The following is a 15,017-nucleotide window of genomic DNA, read 5'->3' as shown; positions in this document are numbered from 1 at the left end:
ATGAATGAAGACTCTGAGTTTTGGAACTCCGCCCGCGAGCAGCTTAATGAGCTGTGCGTCAAAGTAGGTCTCGACCAGACTCCAGAGCTTCCCTCACCGGGCATAATGATTTCCGCGCCTGCGGGAACAACGCTTTGGTCTTCGTCTTACGCGCTTGTCCTACTATGGCCCTGCAGTGGAAGTGACCATATTTCCATCGAGCGAGCAGCGGCGCAAGGCCAAGCCTGGTTTGATGAAGTTCTCGTCCGGAACGAAAGGCTGTCTCCTGGAAGCCCAATAGATGGCTATCTAGTGCTCGCCATCCCCGAGGCCCCTGAGGCATATGCCCGAGAGGAGATTCGCCGACTAGAGCTGTCGGCGCAGGTGTGCCGCAAGCACATGATTTGGCCTTCATCACCTGTAGATTACAATTATGAGCCGGGTCTGTGGCAACGAGTAGCCGACATAACAGTCTTGGGACTGCCAGATTCAGCTGCCCCCTCGGGTAATGAACTCCAATGGCCAGAGCTGGATTCTGAAGCTCAAGCATTGTGGGCCGAGCTTTCAACGCTTGGCGTCAATGGGACAATTTTACGTCATGAGGGGCCGCTGAATGCGCGGAATTAGACTTAACACTCTCAATGTGTCTCACTTTCGTGGGCTCAACGACTCTGTCCGCTTTGATTTCAGCTCACCTTTGACCGTGGTATACGCTCCAAACGGCACCGGCAAGACAACAATGTGCGAGGCTGCAGAATGGCTGCTTACAGGCCAAGTAGAAAGGTTGAAGGAAGGTAATGGATTCGACGCTCTAGTTCTGAGTCCGAAGTTTCCCAGCCAAAATGACGCCACTACCTCCGCCGCTGCGAGCCTTTATATTGATGGAACGGAACAATTTGTCCGAAGAGATGTTGATGGATCGCAGTCTTCTGCAGCATATGGTGCCGATGAAGGGGCAGCAGTTACCCTTCGTCCCAACGAACTTCTGGCCCTCTTGGCTCCGGTCGCAGCGGCAGACGAAGCACATGCTATAACTGCTATAAATTTACGGCAGCGGTGGCTTAAAGGAACGCGCTTTTTGAGTTCTGAAGCGCTGGCGGCCTTGGTCGATACCGACGAAGAAACTATCGAGCGACGAACTCAAGTCTTCGCGGATTTGCTCGGAATTCGGCATCTGCTTGATGCCGAGCGGCAGTGTGAAAAGTACATTGTTGAGATCGGTAGACGTCTGCGAAATCTTACAAAAATGACTGAGTCGAGATCAGCGGAAGTTACTGATCTGGAGCTCGCTCTTGGCCCTGATGAAGCGGCCGGGACTTCGCACTCGAGCTCGGCGCGTCTCGAGGCGGATACTGCCGCGAATCTCTTTGCGCCCGAGGATACTCAGTGGTTCGTAGAGCAGCCCAACCTCGACGATCAACTCGCCTCTCTCACCGCGTTGCACAGTCGTTACAAACACTTATTCGATGCACGCTCACACGCAGCTAAGCGTGTTGAGGCGAAGTGGAGCATTCGTAGCAGCCTAGAAATGGCTGTCACTGAAGGGATCAATCTTGAGGCTGCGTTGGCGCAGTCCTTAGCCCAGATTGAAAAGGATGGACGGCAAGCTGCAACTGAGCTCACTGATTTTAATTCTCGGCGGGAAGCCACCTATCTGCTGGCGCAAGAAGTCGCGAAGGCTAAGGATGAACTGACTCATCTGGGTGCGATGGTAGTCGCCACACTTCTGGATGGCGGTTTTGCCGATGATCTTTCTCTAAGCCTCATAGAACTTTCGCATAAATACTCTGAATACCAATGGCCGGCGAGCGCACGACAACAACGTCGTCATGAATTGAAAGGGCTTGAGTTATCTAGTGCCGGATCCAGCTATGAGACCAAGCGCTTAGCGGAACTGGACCTCGAGGTTAGTGCCGCTCGCTCAGATGCTCCCTCACGTGAGGAGCTGGAGCATTTGCAGGAAAAAGCCGCTGAGACCGTTTCTCACGCCAAAGCTGCCACCAAGCTGCTAGATGCTGTGGCGAGCCCTGTGGCTCGCTTACAAGCTGCTGCGAGGGAGCTTTTAGGTCATGACCATGGTGTGGACATTGGAAAATGCCCTCTTTGCTCTCATGACTGGAAGGATGCTGAAAATCTAAGATCAGCAATCAATGCGACGCTTTCCGCCGCCCCAGAGTTAGTTGTAGCCGCCAGGTCTGGGGTTGCCGCAGCCGATGATGCGGCCACGCTTGCACACTCCCAGCTCAATGCAGCTCTGCAAAAGCAAAAATATCTACACGGACTGGAAAAAGAGCAATCGGATCTGCAGTTGGCCAATGCTGTTCAGGGTCGCGAGCTGGAAAGGCTCGGTGTCAGCCAAGGTGCCACGGCAGAAGAGTTCAAGTCTCTTGCTGCGCATCTGGATGTAGCCGACGCTATTTCCGTGCTGCTGTCAGCCCGAGATGGGATTTTACCTACAGTTTTCGGTTCTGAATTTCGCATGCCCGCTTCCGGATTCCAGGTCGCAGACCTGCACCAACATTTGGATACCGTCTTCGAGGCAAGACATCGTGTGGTACAGCTCGAGCTTGCTGAGCTCGCGAAGTCTATCGAGGCTGCGATCAGTAATCGTGACGATCTACGCGCAAAGTATGCCGCGGCGCAGCAAAATTTGAAGGATTGCCGTCTGGGCTTAGAGCAAAAGTCAGCGGAACTCGCCTCTTTGCAATCGGCATGGCAAGAGGCTTCGCCAGATATTGAATGGTCGAACGCCGAGCTCGATACATTGATGTCTGAACTCACAAAAGAAAACGTTCGCCTTACTGTAATTGAAGGACACATTACGGCGGCTCGGGCAGCATGGGCAGCCGAATCTCGTCGCTCTCGTCTGTTGGAGCTTCAGCAGGCGACCCAACTTTTAATCGATGAATCAAGGGTGATGACGGGTAGGTTGGACGCCGCGAACCGCGCCCGTGCAGTGTTCTATGAGGCCTATACCACGATTAGCCGTCAAAAGGTTCAAGACCTGAGCCGAGTGGTAAACCCGCTCTTCGCGCGGATGCATGCTAATCGTGTTTTTGACCGGATCAATCTCGGTGCGGATACTGACTTTCTGCATTGGCTCGCTGACGCAGGGGACCAGCAGCTCGATCCGGGCAAAGATTTTAGCCAAGGCCAGCGGCAAGATCTTGCGCTCGCATTATTCTTGGCGCGGGCACGCAGCCTCGGCGGGACATTCTTTCTTGATGAGCCGATCGTCCATTTGGACGACTTGAATCGTGTCGGTCTTCTCGACATTTTGCGAGCGACTGTCTTAGAAAGCAGTAATACGCTTAACCTCGTCATTACCACCTCTAGTCGCGCATTGGCTCGACACCTCATAGAAAAGTTTGCTGGTGTAGGTTTGGTAGAGACACCAAGTGGGCGGCAGCCGCCTCTTCGAATACTGGAACTAGACGGTAATGGTCGAAGCGGGATCCGGCTGAGTACCGTCTATCCGTTGGAGGGACTTTCTACTGTGGCCGGTTTGGGGGATGAGATTGACTCGGATTGAGGAGAGAGGACTCATGTTAGGTCAACACGCAGTGCGTCGCTTCTGACACGATGTTCATTTCCGCACAAGCACCAACCAAGTAGGACGATTTGTCAGCTCACCCTGCGAAATACGATTCTAGAAGATTCCACATAACTGGCATTAGCTCCCCTATTTCGCGTGTCAGAACCGCCATAAAGTTAGATTAGGTAACCGTTTAATTTATGGAAGATAAAACGAGTTAGTAGGGAGGCTGAACTTATGTGCGGAACCCATATTGGGATTTGAGGGAAGGAGGGGGCGACCGGCCACCCCGAACGACTTTCGATCCTTGCTGGCTATTGCATCGAAACTATATTTAAGCCTCTAGCCCTTTGGATGGCTGAAACTGACAAGCTTCCGGTGGCGGCTTGTTGGATGTGCTCGCTCCACCAAGTCATCATTGGGCGTCTTCTCTCAATGTAATCTGCACGATTGTAGGCGCTACGCACCTCGTCTTTGTCCACGTGCGCAAGTGCGACTTCGATCAGCTCTGGGTCCCATCCTTGTTCGTTCAAGATGGTGCTGGCCATGGAGCGCATTCCATGGCTCACCAATCGACCTTCAAAGCCCATGCGCTTCAGGGCCATGTTTGCCGTCTGGCTGTTGCAGTGGGTCCGCGGGTCTCTATCAGCAGGGAACACGTACTCTCTGTGGCCGCTGTAGGGTTTGATCGTCTCTAGCAGGGCAAGCGCGTGCTCGGTCAGCGGAATGACATGAGCGCGTCGCTTCTTCATGCGCTCCGCTGGAATCGTCCAGGTTTTCTTGTCGAGGTCGATGTCAGCCCAGGACGTCGTAGCCGCTTCCGCAGGACGGGTCATGGTGTGGAGTTGCCATTCGATCAGGCAGCGTGTTGTTCTCTTTATGCTCGCATTGGCGATGGCGACCATTAGCTCTGGCAGTTCTTCTGGGCGGAGGGCAGCCATGTTTTGCTTTTTCGGTTTTTTGAAAACCGCCCGGATGCCACTGAGTGGATTGGCAAAGATCATTCCCGAGTTCACACCGTAGGTCATGATCTCGTTGAGTCGTTGGGTCAGTCGCTTCACTGTCTCCAGGCTGCCTTTGGTTTCCAAAGGGCGCAGCAGCTCGATGACCCTCGGGGCATTGATCTGCGAGATAGGTGTTGTTCCCAGCGATGGAAAGACATGCAGTGTGAGCGAGCGCCAGATGTCCTCGGCATAAGCTTGAGTCACAGAATCCTTTTTCAGTTCAAACCACGCAGACGCCACGTTCTCGAATGTGTGCTCGGTTGCCTGTCTTTTTGTCTGCTCCAGCTCGCTACGTTGTTCTTTCGGGTCGATGCCCTGAGCGAGAAGCTCTCTGGCTTCGACAGTTTTCTTCCTGGCTTGAGCGAGCGAGAGTTCTGGGTAGGTGCCGAGGCCCATATTGATGCGGTTTTTGGTAATCGGCTGCCGGTAGTTAAAGTTCCATAGCGTAGAGCCATTGATCCTCACGCGCAGCTGTAAGCCGTCTCCATCGCTGAGGACGTAGTCCTTGTCTTTCGGCTTTACCGCTTTGAGCTGGCGGTCAGAGAGGCGGGTGGCTTGGGCGCACATGAGGTGTTCCATGACATCAATTGGTATTCCAAAAATTACCACTGAAGGGCTTGGAATACCATCTGGAATACCAGGTTACGTGGATTGTGTCGGACGCCCATAGACGCTAATAGACGCTAAAGCCTTGATTTTGCTGGATTGCAGGCACAAAAAAAGACGTCCTTGAACGTCTTTAGATGTAAAGTTGGTGGAGCCGGGGGGATTTGAACCCCCGTCCGCCAGTACTCCGCTTTCGGGACTACATGCTTAGCCGTGTCAATTGAGTTAACCCTCAGCCGCCCGACGGGCAGGGTGCATTGGGCGAGTTGTGTAAGTTTTAGCCGATTCGTCCACAACGTACTGCACGGCGATTCTGTTCTATATGACAATCACTTCAGGTTTACAGACATCCCCTAGTGATTGCTGGAGCCGAAGCTACCAGAAGGGAAGGCTAAGGCTGCTTACGCAGCGAGAGCTTGTTCCCCGTAGGTTTCGTCATTGGCAACTATAAGAAGTTGCAACAGTGGATTTACGAGTTCTGTTACCAACTCGGCATGCCCCTAGAGTTTCATCACCGGCGTCGAATCCTAATCGGCCCCAAGATAACTGCTCTAGCAGTCAGGTGGCGGAGTGTACCCGAATGGGCGAGGTCCGTCGACCTTCTGTCTGGAGCTGGGGTGAATCAGGCCAGCCACAGGGCTGGCCTTCCTGCAAAATCTACTTGGAACCGCCGTCGCTATCGCCGCCGGAGTCTTCTTTATCGACGTCCTGCAGTGCTTTGCTGGTCAGTTCGATACATTTTTTATCGTCGCCCTTCGCATGGGCTGCCATAGCTGCCTTTTGCGTTTCCTTGAGTTCCATAGTGGTCTCGTCTGCCTGATCGCCACCTGCGATCTCATCTTTGATCGTCTGCAGGTTCGACGTGCAGAGGTCGTCAGCGGCGAATACCGGTGAAGCCAAGAGTGCTGCGGTCAGGAACAATCCAGTCAGTGCAGTGCGCTTCATGTCTATCTCCATAGCCTGTTGACTCGGCATGGCCAGTCGATACGGCCTGTCCGAGGTCTTCGGTAAGTCCAAGTCAAGTGTAGGACCTAAAGAGATGGACTGTAGGTCCGCTTAGGGGTTCTATTTTTTCTCGTGTCTCAGGTAAAAAAACCGACTCATACCTGCTTGGCCTGGGTGACCCGATCCACCAGATAGACCAACCCGTGGTAGTCAATGCCGCCGTGTTGTGTCAGACCAATCTCACAGGTGCGGCTGGTGGAAATCCCTTCTTCGCAGTGCTGCACGGCATCTTTCAAGGTGCGCAGTGCGTGGGCATTCAGCTCCGGCGTGGTGAAGCCTTTGTCGCCGGCAAAGCCGCAGCAATGGATGCCTTCGGGGATGACCACGTTTTGGCTGCACAGGCGCGCCAGTTCAATCAGCGCCTGACCTTCACCTAGGTGTTGGGTGCTGCAGGTGACATGGACGGCGATGGCTTCCGCTTGCGGGGTGAAGTGCAGTTTGTCCAGCAAGTGGGTGCGGATGAAACGCACCGGATCGTACAGGTCGAGGCGGGTGTCTTTGAGGTCCTGGACCAGGCGCAAGGTGCAGGGGCTGGTATCACAGTAGATCGGGTCGAGCCCGCCACGACTGGCTTTGATCAGGGCTGCGAGCAGTTCCTGGCGTTTTTCTTCAGCCTGATCGTTGTAGCCTTTTGAGGCGAACGGCTGGCCGCAGCACAAGCTGTCTTGATTGTCGGGAAATACCACTTGGTAACCGGCTTTTTCCAGCAGGCCGCGGGTCTTGTCCAACAGTGACATTTGCTCTCGATCACCGTGGGCCGGGCCCATGACTCGCGATACGCAGGCCGCCAGGTACACCACGCGCGGGCGTTGATCGTTCACCGGCGGGATGAAGCGAATCGCCCGTTCCGGTTGCGGCATGGCAGAGTTCCATTGTGGCACCTGACCTTTCGAGGCTTTGCTCAGGGCTGTGGATAACTTTGCCAGGCGTGGCGCCCCCAGCAACATGCGAGCGCCATTGGCGACGTGCAAGGTAAAGCGCGCACCTTGAACGGCAGTCTTGAAGTTGTGGGCCAGCCAGTCAGCAGTTTTGCCATGGGTGGCTTCACGGCTGCGCAGCTTTTTCACCAATTCGCCGGTATTGATGCCTACCGGGCAGCGTTGTGCGCACAGGCCGGTGGCGGCGCAGGTGTCGATCCCTTGATAGTGGTAATCGTGCTCGAGGTCAGTGGTGTCGATACCCGCGCGTTTCTTCGCCTGAATCTCACGCCAGATGACGATACGTTGCCGAGGGCTGAGGGTCAGGCCTTTTGACGGGCAAACCGGCTCACAAAAGCCGCATTCGATGCATTTGTCGACGATCTCGTCGGCGGCGGGCAGCGGTTTCAGGTGCTTCAAATGAATCTGCGGATCGGTACTGAGCACCACATCCGGATTGAGGATGCCGTTGGGGTCGAGCAGCCGCTTGAGTTGCCACATCAGTTGGTAAGCGTCCGAACCCCATTCCAGTTCGACAAAAGGCGCCATATTGCGACCAGTGCCGTGCTCGGCTTTCAACGAGCCACCAAACTCCACCGCCACCAACTGCGTGACATCGTCCATGAACGCCTGATAACGCGCGACTTCCACAGGGCTTTCGAAACCCTGGGTGAAGACGAAGTGCAGATTGCCCTCCAGCGCGTGGCCGAACAGGATCGCTTCGTCATAGTGATGTTTGTCGAACAGCGCGATCAGGCGTCGCACGCCAATCGCCAGTTGCTCAACCGGGAAGGTGACGTCTTCAATGATCACCGTGGTGCCGGTTTTACGCACGGCACCTACGGCGGGGAAGGTGTCTTTGCGGATCGCCCACAGACGCGCGTTCTCCACCGGGTCTTCGGTGAAGTCGACCTGCTTTTCCACGGCGAAAGACGATAATGAGCCCATGATCTGCGTGAGTTGTTCATGCAGCAGCGCTTGCGAGGCGGCGCGGGATTCGATCAGCAGTGCGCAGGCGTTTTCTGACAGTTCGCGAACGAAGTCGGGCATACCCGGTTTGTTCTGCACCGAGCGCATGCTGCGTCGGTCGAGCAATTCGACGGCAGAAACCGGTTGGCTTTTCAAAACGGTGACGGCGTTGCAGCAGGTTTCGACGTCGGGGAACACGATCAGTGCCGACGCTTTGTGTGGGTGATCGACCACCGTGTCGTAGGTCACCTCGCTGATGAAGCCGAGCGTGCCTTCGGAGCCAACCAACAAATGGCTGAGAATCTCTAGTGGTTCGTCGAAATCGACCAAGGCGTTGAGTGACAGGCCAGTGGTATTTTTCAGACGGTACTTGTGGCGGATCTTGGCCGCGAGGTCGCTGTTGGCGCGGGTTTCGCGACCGAGGCGGGCGAGTTCTTCCAACAGGTCTGCGTGGCTGTCGCGAAAGGCGGCGACGCTGCTGGCGTCTTCGGTGTCCACGCGGGTGCCGTCGGCCAATACCAGACGAATCCCCGCCAATGTGTAGTAGCTGTTTTGCGCAGTGCCGCAGCACATGCCGCTGGAGTTATTGGCGACGATGCCGCCGATTTTGCAGGCATTGATCGATGCCGGGTCAGGGCCGATCTTGCGGCCGAACGGTGCCAGCCAGGCATTGGCTTGCGCGCCGATCACCCCGGGTTGCAGGCGGATCTGCGTGCCTTGGCCGCGAATCTCGCGGCCGTTCCAGTTGTCACCGAGCACCAGCAATACCGAGTCGCTGATCGCTTGGCCCGACAGGCTGGTGCCGGCGGCGCGAAAGGTCACCGGGACTTTTTCAGCCTGGGCCAATTTGAGCAAGGCGACTACTTCGTCTTCGGATTCGACGCGGATCACCAGCTTGGGGATCAGTCGATAAAAGCTGGCGTCGGTGCCAAAGGCCAGGGTCGACAGCGGGTCGTCGAAGCGTCGGTTCTGCGGGATCAGGCGTATGGCTTCACGCAGAAAGGCGGCGGGTAGACTCATGCATCCTCCAGAATCAGCACCACCAGGTCTTTCGGACCGTGGGCGCCGTACGCCAGGACTTGCTCGATGTCAGCGGTTTTCGACGGGCCGGAAACCAGCAGTGCATTGGTCGGCATGCCAGCGGCCCAGTTATGACGCTGTTGGACCTCATAAAAGTTGTCGAGAATCTCACTGGCCCTGAGCAGGGCGAAATGCACCGGCGGCACCAGGCTCATCAAGCGCGGCTCTTCCCGGGTTGGCCACATGATCAGGCTGCCGGTGGCAGCAATCGCGCCGAGGGTGGTGGTGAAGCTGGCCGGGGTGTCATCGAACAACTCGGTTTTCCAGTCTTCGACGGGCCGGTCGTACGCCTTGAGTGGCGGCAGTTCGGGGTGCACGGTCCAGTGTTCGCTGACACGCCGACCATGTGGCGTGGCCGGGGCGATCAGCAGGCTTGGCAATTGCCGCTCACTGACCAGCTTGCCAAGCAGTTCAGGCCAGTCGCGCTCGGTGCTGAGGTGGATTTCGGTGTGCACCGCCTCCATCAGCTTGCGCAACTGTGCGACGCGTTGCTCCGGGGCGTAGGTCCAGGGCGTCGTCACCAGATCAATATCGAAGTCGTCGGCAATCGGTGTTGTGCCGGTCAGACTGTTGCGGAGTTTGTTCAGAATGTTCTGTCTGGCGCTCATTATTTATTCCCCGGTTGCTTGGCCAAATGCTCACGCGCCATGTCGTGCAACGAACGCGCAGCGGGTTTCGGGGCGCTGTGGTTTTGCGTCCAGGGGCCGACATTGCTCGGCGTCAGGTTGCGCAAGCGGGTGGCAAAGAAAGCGAACAGCCGATACAGCGTTGGTGAGCTGTTGAGTCGCGCCCAGGCATTCCAGATAAAGCGTTCCTTGCGCGAGTATTTGCTGCCTTGGCCGCGCATCACCTGATGAGGGCTGTCCGGGGCTTTGACGTTTTCTTCGCGCAGACGGCGTAACAGGCTCGGAATCGGGATCTTCACCGGACAGACTTCACCGCAAGCACCGCACAGCGACGACGCGCTCGGGTGGTCCGGGACATTCTTCAAACCGACCATGTGCGGGGTGATGATTTTGCCGATCGGGCCGGGGTAGACCTCGCCATAGGCATGGCCGCCGATGCGGGTGTAGACCGGGCAGTGGTTCATGCATGCGCCACAGCGGATGCAGTTCAAGGTCTGGCGCAGTTCGCTGTCGGCAAATGCCTGGCTGCGGCCGTTGTCGAGCAGCACCAGATGCACTTCTTGCGGGCCGTCGAGTTCGTCGGCCTTGCGCGGGCTGGAAATCATGTTGACGTAGGTGGTGATGGGAATGCCCAGCGCCGAGCGGGTCAGCAGGGACAACAGCGGGACCACGTCGCGCAGGTTTTCCACGACTTTTTCGATGCCGGTGACGGCGATATGCACCGGTGGCACGCTGGTGCACATGCGCCCGTTGCCTTCGTTTTCCACCAGCAACAGAGTGCCGGTCTCGGCGATGGCGAAGTTGACGCCGGAGACACCGATGTCCGCTTCGAAGAATTTCTGTCGCAGGACTTTTCGCCCGACCTGGATCAGTTGGTCGACATCGTGGGTGTAGTCCACGCCGAGCTTGTCGTGGAACAACGCCCCCACTTGCTTCGCGTTTTTGTGGATCGCCGGCATGATGATGTGGGACGGTTTCTCGTGATCGAGCTGGACAATGTACTCGCCCATATCGGCTTCCAGGCACTCGACGCCGCGCGCACCGAGGAAGTCGTTCATCTCCATTTCTTCACTGACCATCGACTTGCCTTTGATCACCTGCTTGGCTTCGTGGGCCTGGACGATGGACAGGACAATGGCGTTAGCCTCGTCGACGGTTTCCGCCCAGTGCACCTTCACCCCGTTGCGGGTCAGATTGGCTTCCAGTTGCTCCAGCAGATCAGGCAACTTGGACAGGGCGCGGGCTTTGATCGCATTGCCCAGCGTGCGCAGGCGTTCACGTTCGTCCGCATCGCTGAAGGCCACGGCGCGCTTGGTCATCAGCGAGTCCATGGCGGTGCGAAAATTCTTGCGCAGTTGTGGGTCGGCCAAGGCTTTGTGCGCGCGTTCGCGGAAGTCTTCGTGAAGTTCCAGTGCGGGAATTCGCGTTTGCGTGTTCATTGGCCACCTCCGGTGCGTTGCCAGAGGAAGCTGGCCAGGTGTTGGCCGCGCAGGGATTCCCGTTGCTTTTCCAGCGAGCCATTGATGTTCATCAGGCAACCGCAGTCGGCGGTGACCACTTGATGCGCGCCGGACTCTTTCAGCGAGCGGGTTTTGTCGGCCACCATGGCCCCGGAAATATCCGGCATGCGCACGCTGAACGTCCCACCGAAACCACAGCATTCGCTTTCATGGTCGTGTTCGACGCGTTCGACGTTATTCATCTGCGTCAGCAATGAGCGTACGTGCAGATGGGTGTTCATTTCCCGGCGTGCCGAGCATGAAGTGTGCAGGGCGACTTTGATCGGCGCGCCGCTGTCCTTAAGTTGGACTTTGCACACAAACAACAGGAATTCGGCCAGTTCGTAGGTTCTGGCGGCCAACGCCTGGACTTGTTTAAATGTTTCCGGCTCGTCCTCGAACAGGTGCGGATAATGTTCGCGAAACATGCCGGCGCAGGAGCCGGAAGGCACGACCACCGGGTAATCCCCGGCGAACAGCGCCAGTTGTGAGCGTGCGACTTCACGGGCCTGCTCGGTGTAGCCCGAGGTGTAGGCCGGTTGCCCGCAGCAGCTTTGTCCTTGGGGGAACTCGACCTGAATGCCTTCGCGCTCCAGCAGGTGAATCGCGTCCATGCCGGCTTCGGGATAAAACAGATCGACCACACAGGTCCCAAACAGATAGACGCGTGCGGGTTTGCTGTCGGGGTAGGTTCTTGGTTCGGCGCGTGGTGGAGCGACGCGGGTCGCGTTGGGCACGGCGTTGTAATAAAGCTCGCTCATCAGGCGTTACTCCGGGTGGTCCCGGTTATCCATTTAGCGCAGCGACGGAAAGCATGAATCGCTGAAACTTTCAGCCGCGTTGCAGACCAGGGTATGAATGGTTGGCGCCGGTGGTTAGCCCGGCGCCAGGTAGCAGCAGGTGTTACGCCGATCAGTGAACCAGCATGCCGGTGAACCAATAGGCTTGCGCCAGTGTGATACAGCCGACGATGGTGGCGAAGAACAGGCTGTGTTTCAGGGTGAAGCGGAACAGATCGGACTCTTTGCCCACCAGGCCGGTCGCTGCACAGGCCACGGCAATCGACTGTGGCGAAATCATCTTGCCGGTGACGCCACCCGAAGAGTTGGCGGCCACGGTCAGGACGTCACTGATGCCAAGTTGGTGTGCGGTGGTGGCTTGCAGCGAACCAAACAGGGCGTTGGACGAAGTATCTGAACCGGTGAGGAACACCCCGAGCCAGCCCAGGAACGGCGAGAAGAACGGGAATGCCGCGCCCGTGGACGCCAGAACCAGTGCCAGGGTGGTGGACATACCGGAGTAGTTCATGACGAAGGCGAAGGACAACACCATGCCGATCGAGACAATCGCCCAGCGCAATTCGTACAGCGTTTCTTTGAAAGTGGTCAGACCAGTTTTAACGCTAATCCGCAGCACAATCATCGAGAGCAGCGCGGAGAACAGAATGGCGGTACCGGACGCAGCGATGATGTCGAACTTATACACCGCAGGCAGTACGGTCGGGTTGACGACGATCGGCGCGACCTTAAACACCAGTTGGTCCAGGTGCGGAATAGGGACGCTGATGGTCCAGGCTTGCAATGCACCGCCAGCGGCAAACAGCGCCTTGAACGGTTTCAGCGTCCAGACCGTCACCACCAGGGTCAGAATCAGGAACGGTGACCAGGCTTTGAAAATCTGCCCGCCGTTGTATTCCGATGCAGTGGAGGTGCGTGGCTGACCGAAGCCACCCGGACTGGCGACCACGGCGGCGGACAACGAAGCACCGGCCATTTTTGCGTCGGCGGTGCGTTGTGGTTGCCAGACTTTCAGGAACAGGGTCAGGGAGACCAGGCTGACCAGCGCCGAAACGATGTCCGGCAATTCCGGGCCGATGAAGTTCGAAGTCAGGAACTGGCAGACTGCGAAGCTGAGCCCGGCGACCAGTGCGGCAGGCCAGGTTTCTTTCAGGCCACGTTTGCCGTCCATGATGAACATCAGCCAGAACGGCACGAATACCGACAGCAGCGGTAGTTGACGACCGGCCATTGCGCCGACCTTGAACGCGTCGATGCCGGAGACTTGACCCGCGACAATGATCGGGATACCCAGGGCGCCGAACGCCACGGGTGCAGTGTTGGCGATCAGGCACAGGCCTGCTGCGTAGAGTGGGTTGAAGCCCAATCCTACGAGCAACGCAGCGGTAATCGCTACGGGTGCACCGAAACCTGCCGCACCTTCAAGGAAGGCGCCAAAGCAGAAGGCAATCAGTAGCACTTGCAGGCGCTGATCGTCGGTGATGGTCAGTACTGAACTGCGGATGATCTCGAACTGTCCGCTCTTGACGGTCAGTTTGTAGAGGAATACCGCCGCGATGATGATCCAGGCGATAGGCCAAATACCGTAGCCAAAGCCATAAACCGCGGAAGCAATCGCCATGTCAGCGGGCATGTGAAAAGCAAAGATTGCGATCACAACCGAAAGAAGCATGGTGACAGTGCCTGCAACATGCCCCTTAAGCCGAAAGACGGCCAGTGCCATGAAGAAAAACACGATTGGAATAACTGCCGCGATGGCGGACCAGCCGAGGCTTCCGAGTGGGGTGTAGAACTGTTGCCAGGTTTGCATATGGGGTGGCCCCTAATTTTATTGTTGGTCAGGCCCGATGTCCGTGATTTGCGGAACACCAGTTCAAGCCCCTGCTTTGGCGAGAGGTCTTGCAGCGTCGTGATTGGTGGTCACGGAGCGCCGGCATTGGATAAATTGGTAATACCAATTTACAATGTCTAGGCGCTAGGTTAGAAGCCTTGCTATTGCTGTGTCAATTTACCTTCTGAAACTTTAGTCGCTTTGCCGGAAAAATCGCAGTGAACGGGTGTTTTCAGTTGAATCTGAAAGGTGCCTGCGGTGGGGCAATCGGCGAGAATGGGCGGTCCCGATAAGTGTTCGGGGGTGCGGAGTGAGTTATGGGGTTTGATCAGGTGCGTCAGCGTCGTTTGTCTGACGATATTGTCGAGCAGCTCGAAGGAATGATTCTCGAAGGAACATTGAAGTCTGGGGAGCGTCTTCCGGCCGAGCGCGCGCTGGCTGAGCAATTCGGCGTGTCGCGTCCGTCGTTGCGCGAAGCCATCCAGAAATTGACGGCCAAGGGTTTGTTGGTCAGCCGCCAGGGCGGCGGTAATTACGTGGTCGAAAATCTCGGGTCGACCTTCAGTGATCCGTTGTTGCTCTTGCTGGAAAGCAATCCGGATGCCCAGCGCGATCTGCTGGAGTTCCGCCACACACTTGAAGCGTCCTGTGCCTATTACGCCGCCATGCGCGCTACCGATGTCGACCGTGATCGACTGCGGGTAGCCTTTGACCTATTGCAGGATTGTTATACGCGGGTTGGCGAAGTCAGCCGGGCCGAGGAGGGCGCCGCCGATGCGAACTTCCACTTGGCCATCGCTGAAGCCAGCCACAACGCGGTGTTGCTGCACACCATCCGTGGGCTGTTCGACCTGCTCAAGCGCAACGTGGTGACCAACATCGGTGGCATGTATAAGCAGCGCACGGAAACCCGTGACATGCTGATCAGTCAGCATCGAGAGTTGTATCTGGCGATTGTCGAGGGGCGTGCAGACGATGCGCGCGAGGTGTCGAGCCGGCATCTTTTGTACGTACAGGAAGTGCTGGAGGAAGTGCGTCAGCAGGTTCAACGCACGGCACGGGCTGAGCGGCGCAATGGCGTCTGAGGCATCGCGCGCGCCCTCTGTGGGAGCCCACTTGTTGGCGAAGCGATTTGCCTGACGCGCCGCGTCAAGCCATTCGCCAACAAG

The 15,017-nt window shown here is 57.0% G+C and carries 10 protein-coding genes and 1 other RNA gene; 3 read left to right on the top strand and 8 right to left on the bottom strand.

The window, feature by feature from the left end; genetic code table 11:
- Window positions 1–606: a hypothetical protein gene (locus ACF0H7_RS27210; protein ID WP_397449917.1), complete on the top strand. Its 606-nt coding sequence runs from the start codon at window positions 1–3 to the stop codon at window positions 604–606.
- A complete protein-coding gene (locus ACF0H7_RS27205; protein WP_397449916.1) occupies window positions 593–3,511 on the top strand; it encodes an AAA family ATPase in 2,919 nt (972 codons plus the stop codon). Before ACF0H7_RS27210 ends, ACF0H7_RS27205 begins: the two co-directional genes overlap by 14 nt.
- 317 nt (window positions 3,512–3,828) lie before the next feature.
- On the opposite strand, the gene ACF0H7_RS27200 is transcribed toward ACF0H7_RS27205, so the two are convergent.
- The 8 genes from ACF0H7_RS27200 to ACF0H7_RS27165 all read right to left on the bottom strand — a co-directional run bounded on the left by ACF0H7_RS27200 (window position 3,829) and on the right by ACF0H7_RS27165 (window position 13,827).
- The gene (locus ACF0H7_RS27200; RefSeq protein WP_397449915.1) at window positions 3,829–5,085 is read right to left on the bottom strand and encodes an integrase domain-containing protein; all 1,257 of its coding nucleotides are present in this window, start codon (window positions 5,083–5,085) and stop codon (window positions 3,829–3,831) included.
- A gap of 185 nt (window positions 5,086–5,270) precedes the next feature.
- Window positions 5,271–5,663: a transfer-messenger RNA gene (gene ssrA / locus ACF0H7_RS27195) on the bottom strand.
- A 118-nt stretch (window positions 5,664–5,781) separates the two neighbouring features.
- Window positions 5,782–6,069 (bottom strand): hypothetical protein, encoded by a 288-nt coding sequence (locus tag ACF0H7_RS27190; protein ID WP_397449914.1) that lies wholly within the window; start codon window positions 6,067–6,069, stop codon window positions 5,782–5,784.
- Between the two features lie 155 nt (window positions 6,070–6,224).
- Window positions 6,225–9,035: an FAD-binding and (Fe-S)-binding domain-containing protein gene (locus ACF0H7_RS27185; RefSeq protein ID WP_397449913.1), complete on the bottom strand. Its 2,811-nt coding sequence runs from the start codon at window positions 9,033–9,035 to the stop codon at window positions 6,225–6,227.
- Window positions 9,032–9,703 (bottom strand): lactate utilization protein C, encoded by a 672-nt coding sequence (locus tag ACF0H7_RS27180; protein WP_397449912.1) that lies wholly within the window; start codon window positions 9,701–9,703, stop codon window positions 9,032–9,034. The genes ACF0H7_RS27185 and ACF0H7_RS27180 overlap by 4 nt, the downstream gene beginning before the upstream one ends.
- Window positions 9,703–11,160, bottom strand: a complete 1,458-nt coding sequence (locus tag ACF0H7_RS27175; RefSeq protein ID WP_397449911.1) for a LutB/LldF family L-lactate oxidation iron-sulfur protein — start codon at window positions 11,158–11,160, stop codon at window positions 9,703–9,705. The genes ACF0H7_RS27180 and ACF0H7_RS27175 overlap by 1 nt, the downstream gene beginning before the upstream one ends.
- Window positions 11,157–11,981, bottom strand: a complete 825-nt coding sequence (locus ACF0H7_RS27170; protein WP_397449910.1) for a (Fe-S)-binding protein — start codon at window positions 11,979–11,981, stop codon at window positions 11,157–11,159. Before ACF0H7_RS27170 ends, ACF0H7_RS27175 begins: the two co-directional genes overlap by 4 nt.
- Window positions 11,982–12,132: 151 nt before the next feature.
- Window positions 12,133–13,827, bottom strand: coding sequence for a lactate permease LctP family transporter (locus ACF0H7_RS27165; RefSeq protein ID WP_397449909.1), 1,695 nt, complete (start codon window positions 13,825–13,827; stop codon window positions 12,133–12,135).
- A gap of 338 nt (window positions 13,828–14,165) precedes the next feature.
- Between ACF0H7_RS27165 and ACF0H7_RS27160 the strand changes: the two genes are divergently transcribed.
- A complete protein-coding gene (locus tag ACF0H7_RS27160; RefSeq protein WP_397449908.1) occupies window positions 14,166–14,933 on the top strand; it encodes a GntR family transcriptional regulator in 768 nt (255 codons plus the stop codon).
- Window positions 14,934–15,017 lie beyond the last annotated feature (84 nt).

The organism is Pseudomonas sp. NA-150, from assembly GCF_044336365.1.
Lineage (GTDB): Bacteria > Pseudomonadota > Gammaproteobacteria > Pseudomonadales > Pseudomonadaceae > Aquipseudomonas.
Note: the sequence above shows the minus strand (reverse complement) of the source record. Positions and strands in the feature narration are given on the sequence as shown.

Bases quoted from the DNA above. Each gene is read 5' to 3' on its own strand.
- ACF0H7_RS27210 (WP_397449917.1), top strand. From the start codon at position 1: ATGAATGAAGACTCTGAGTTTTGGAACTCCGCCCGCGAGCAGCTTAAT.
- ACF0H7_RS27205 (WP_397449916.1), top strand. From the start codon at position 593: ATGCGCGGAATTAGACTTAACACTCTCAATGTGTCTCACTTTCGTGGG.
- ACF0H7_RS27200 (WP_397449915.1), bottom strand. From the start codon at position 5,085: ATGTGCGCCCAAGCCACCCGCCTCTCTGACCGCCAGCTCAAAGCGGTA.
- ACF0H7_RS27190 (WP_397449914.1), bottom strand. From the start codon at position 6,069: ATGAAGCGCACTGCACTGACTGGATTGTTCCTGACCGCAGCACTCTTG.
- ACF0H7_RS27185 (WP_397449913.1), bottom strand. From the start codon at position 9,035: ATGAGTCTACCCGCCGCCTTTCTGCGTGAAGCCATACGCCTGATCCCG.
- ACF0H7_RS27180 (WP_397449912.1), bottom strand. From the start codon at position 9,703: ATGAGCGCCAGACAGAACATTCTGAACAAACTCCGCAACAGTCTGACC.
- ACF0H7_RS27175 (WP_397449911.1), bottom strand. From the start codon at position 11,160: ATGAACACGCAAACGCGAATTCCCGCACTGGAACTTCACGAAGACTTC.
- ACF0H7_RS27170 (WP_397449910.1), bottom strand. From the start codon at position 11,981: ATGAGCGAGCTTTATTACAACGCCGTGCCCAACGCGACCCGCGTCGCT.
- ACF0H7_RS27165 (WP_397449909.1), bottom strand. From the start codon at position 13,827: ATGCAAACCTGGCAACAGTTCTACACCCCACTCGGAAGCCTCGGCTGG.
- ACF0H7_RS27160 (WP_397449908.1), top strand. From the start codon at position 14,166: ATGGGGTTTGATCAGGTGCGTCAGCGTCGTTTGTCTGACGATATTGTC.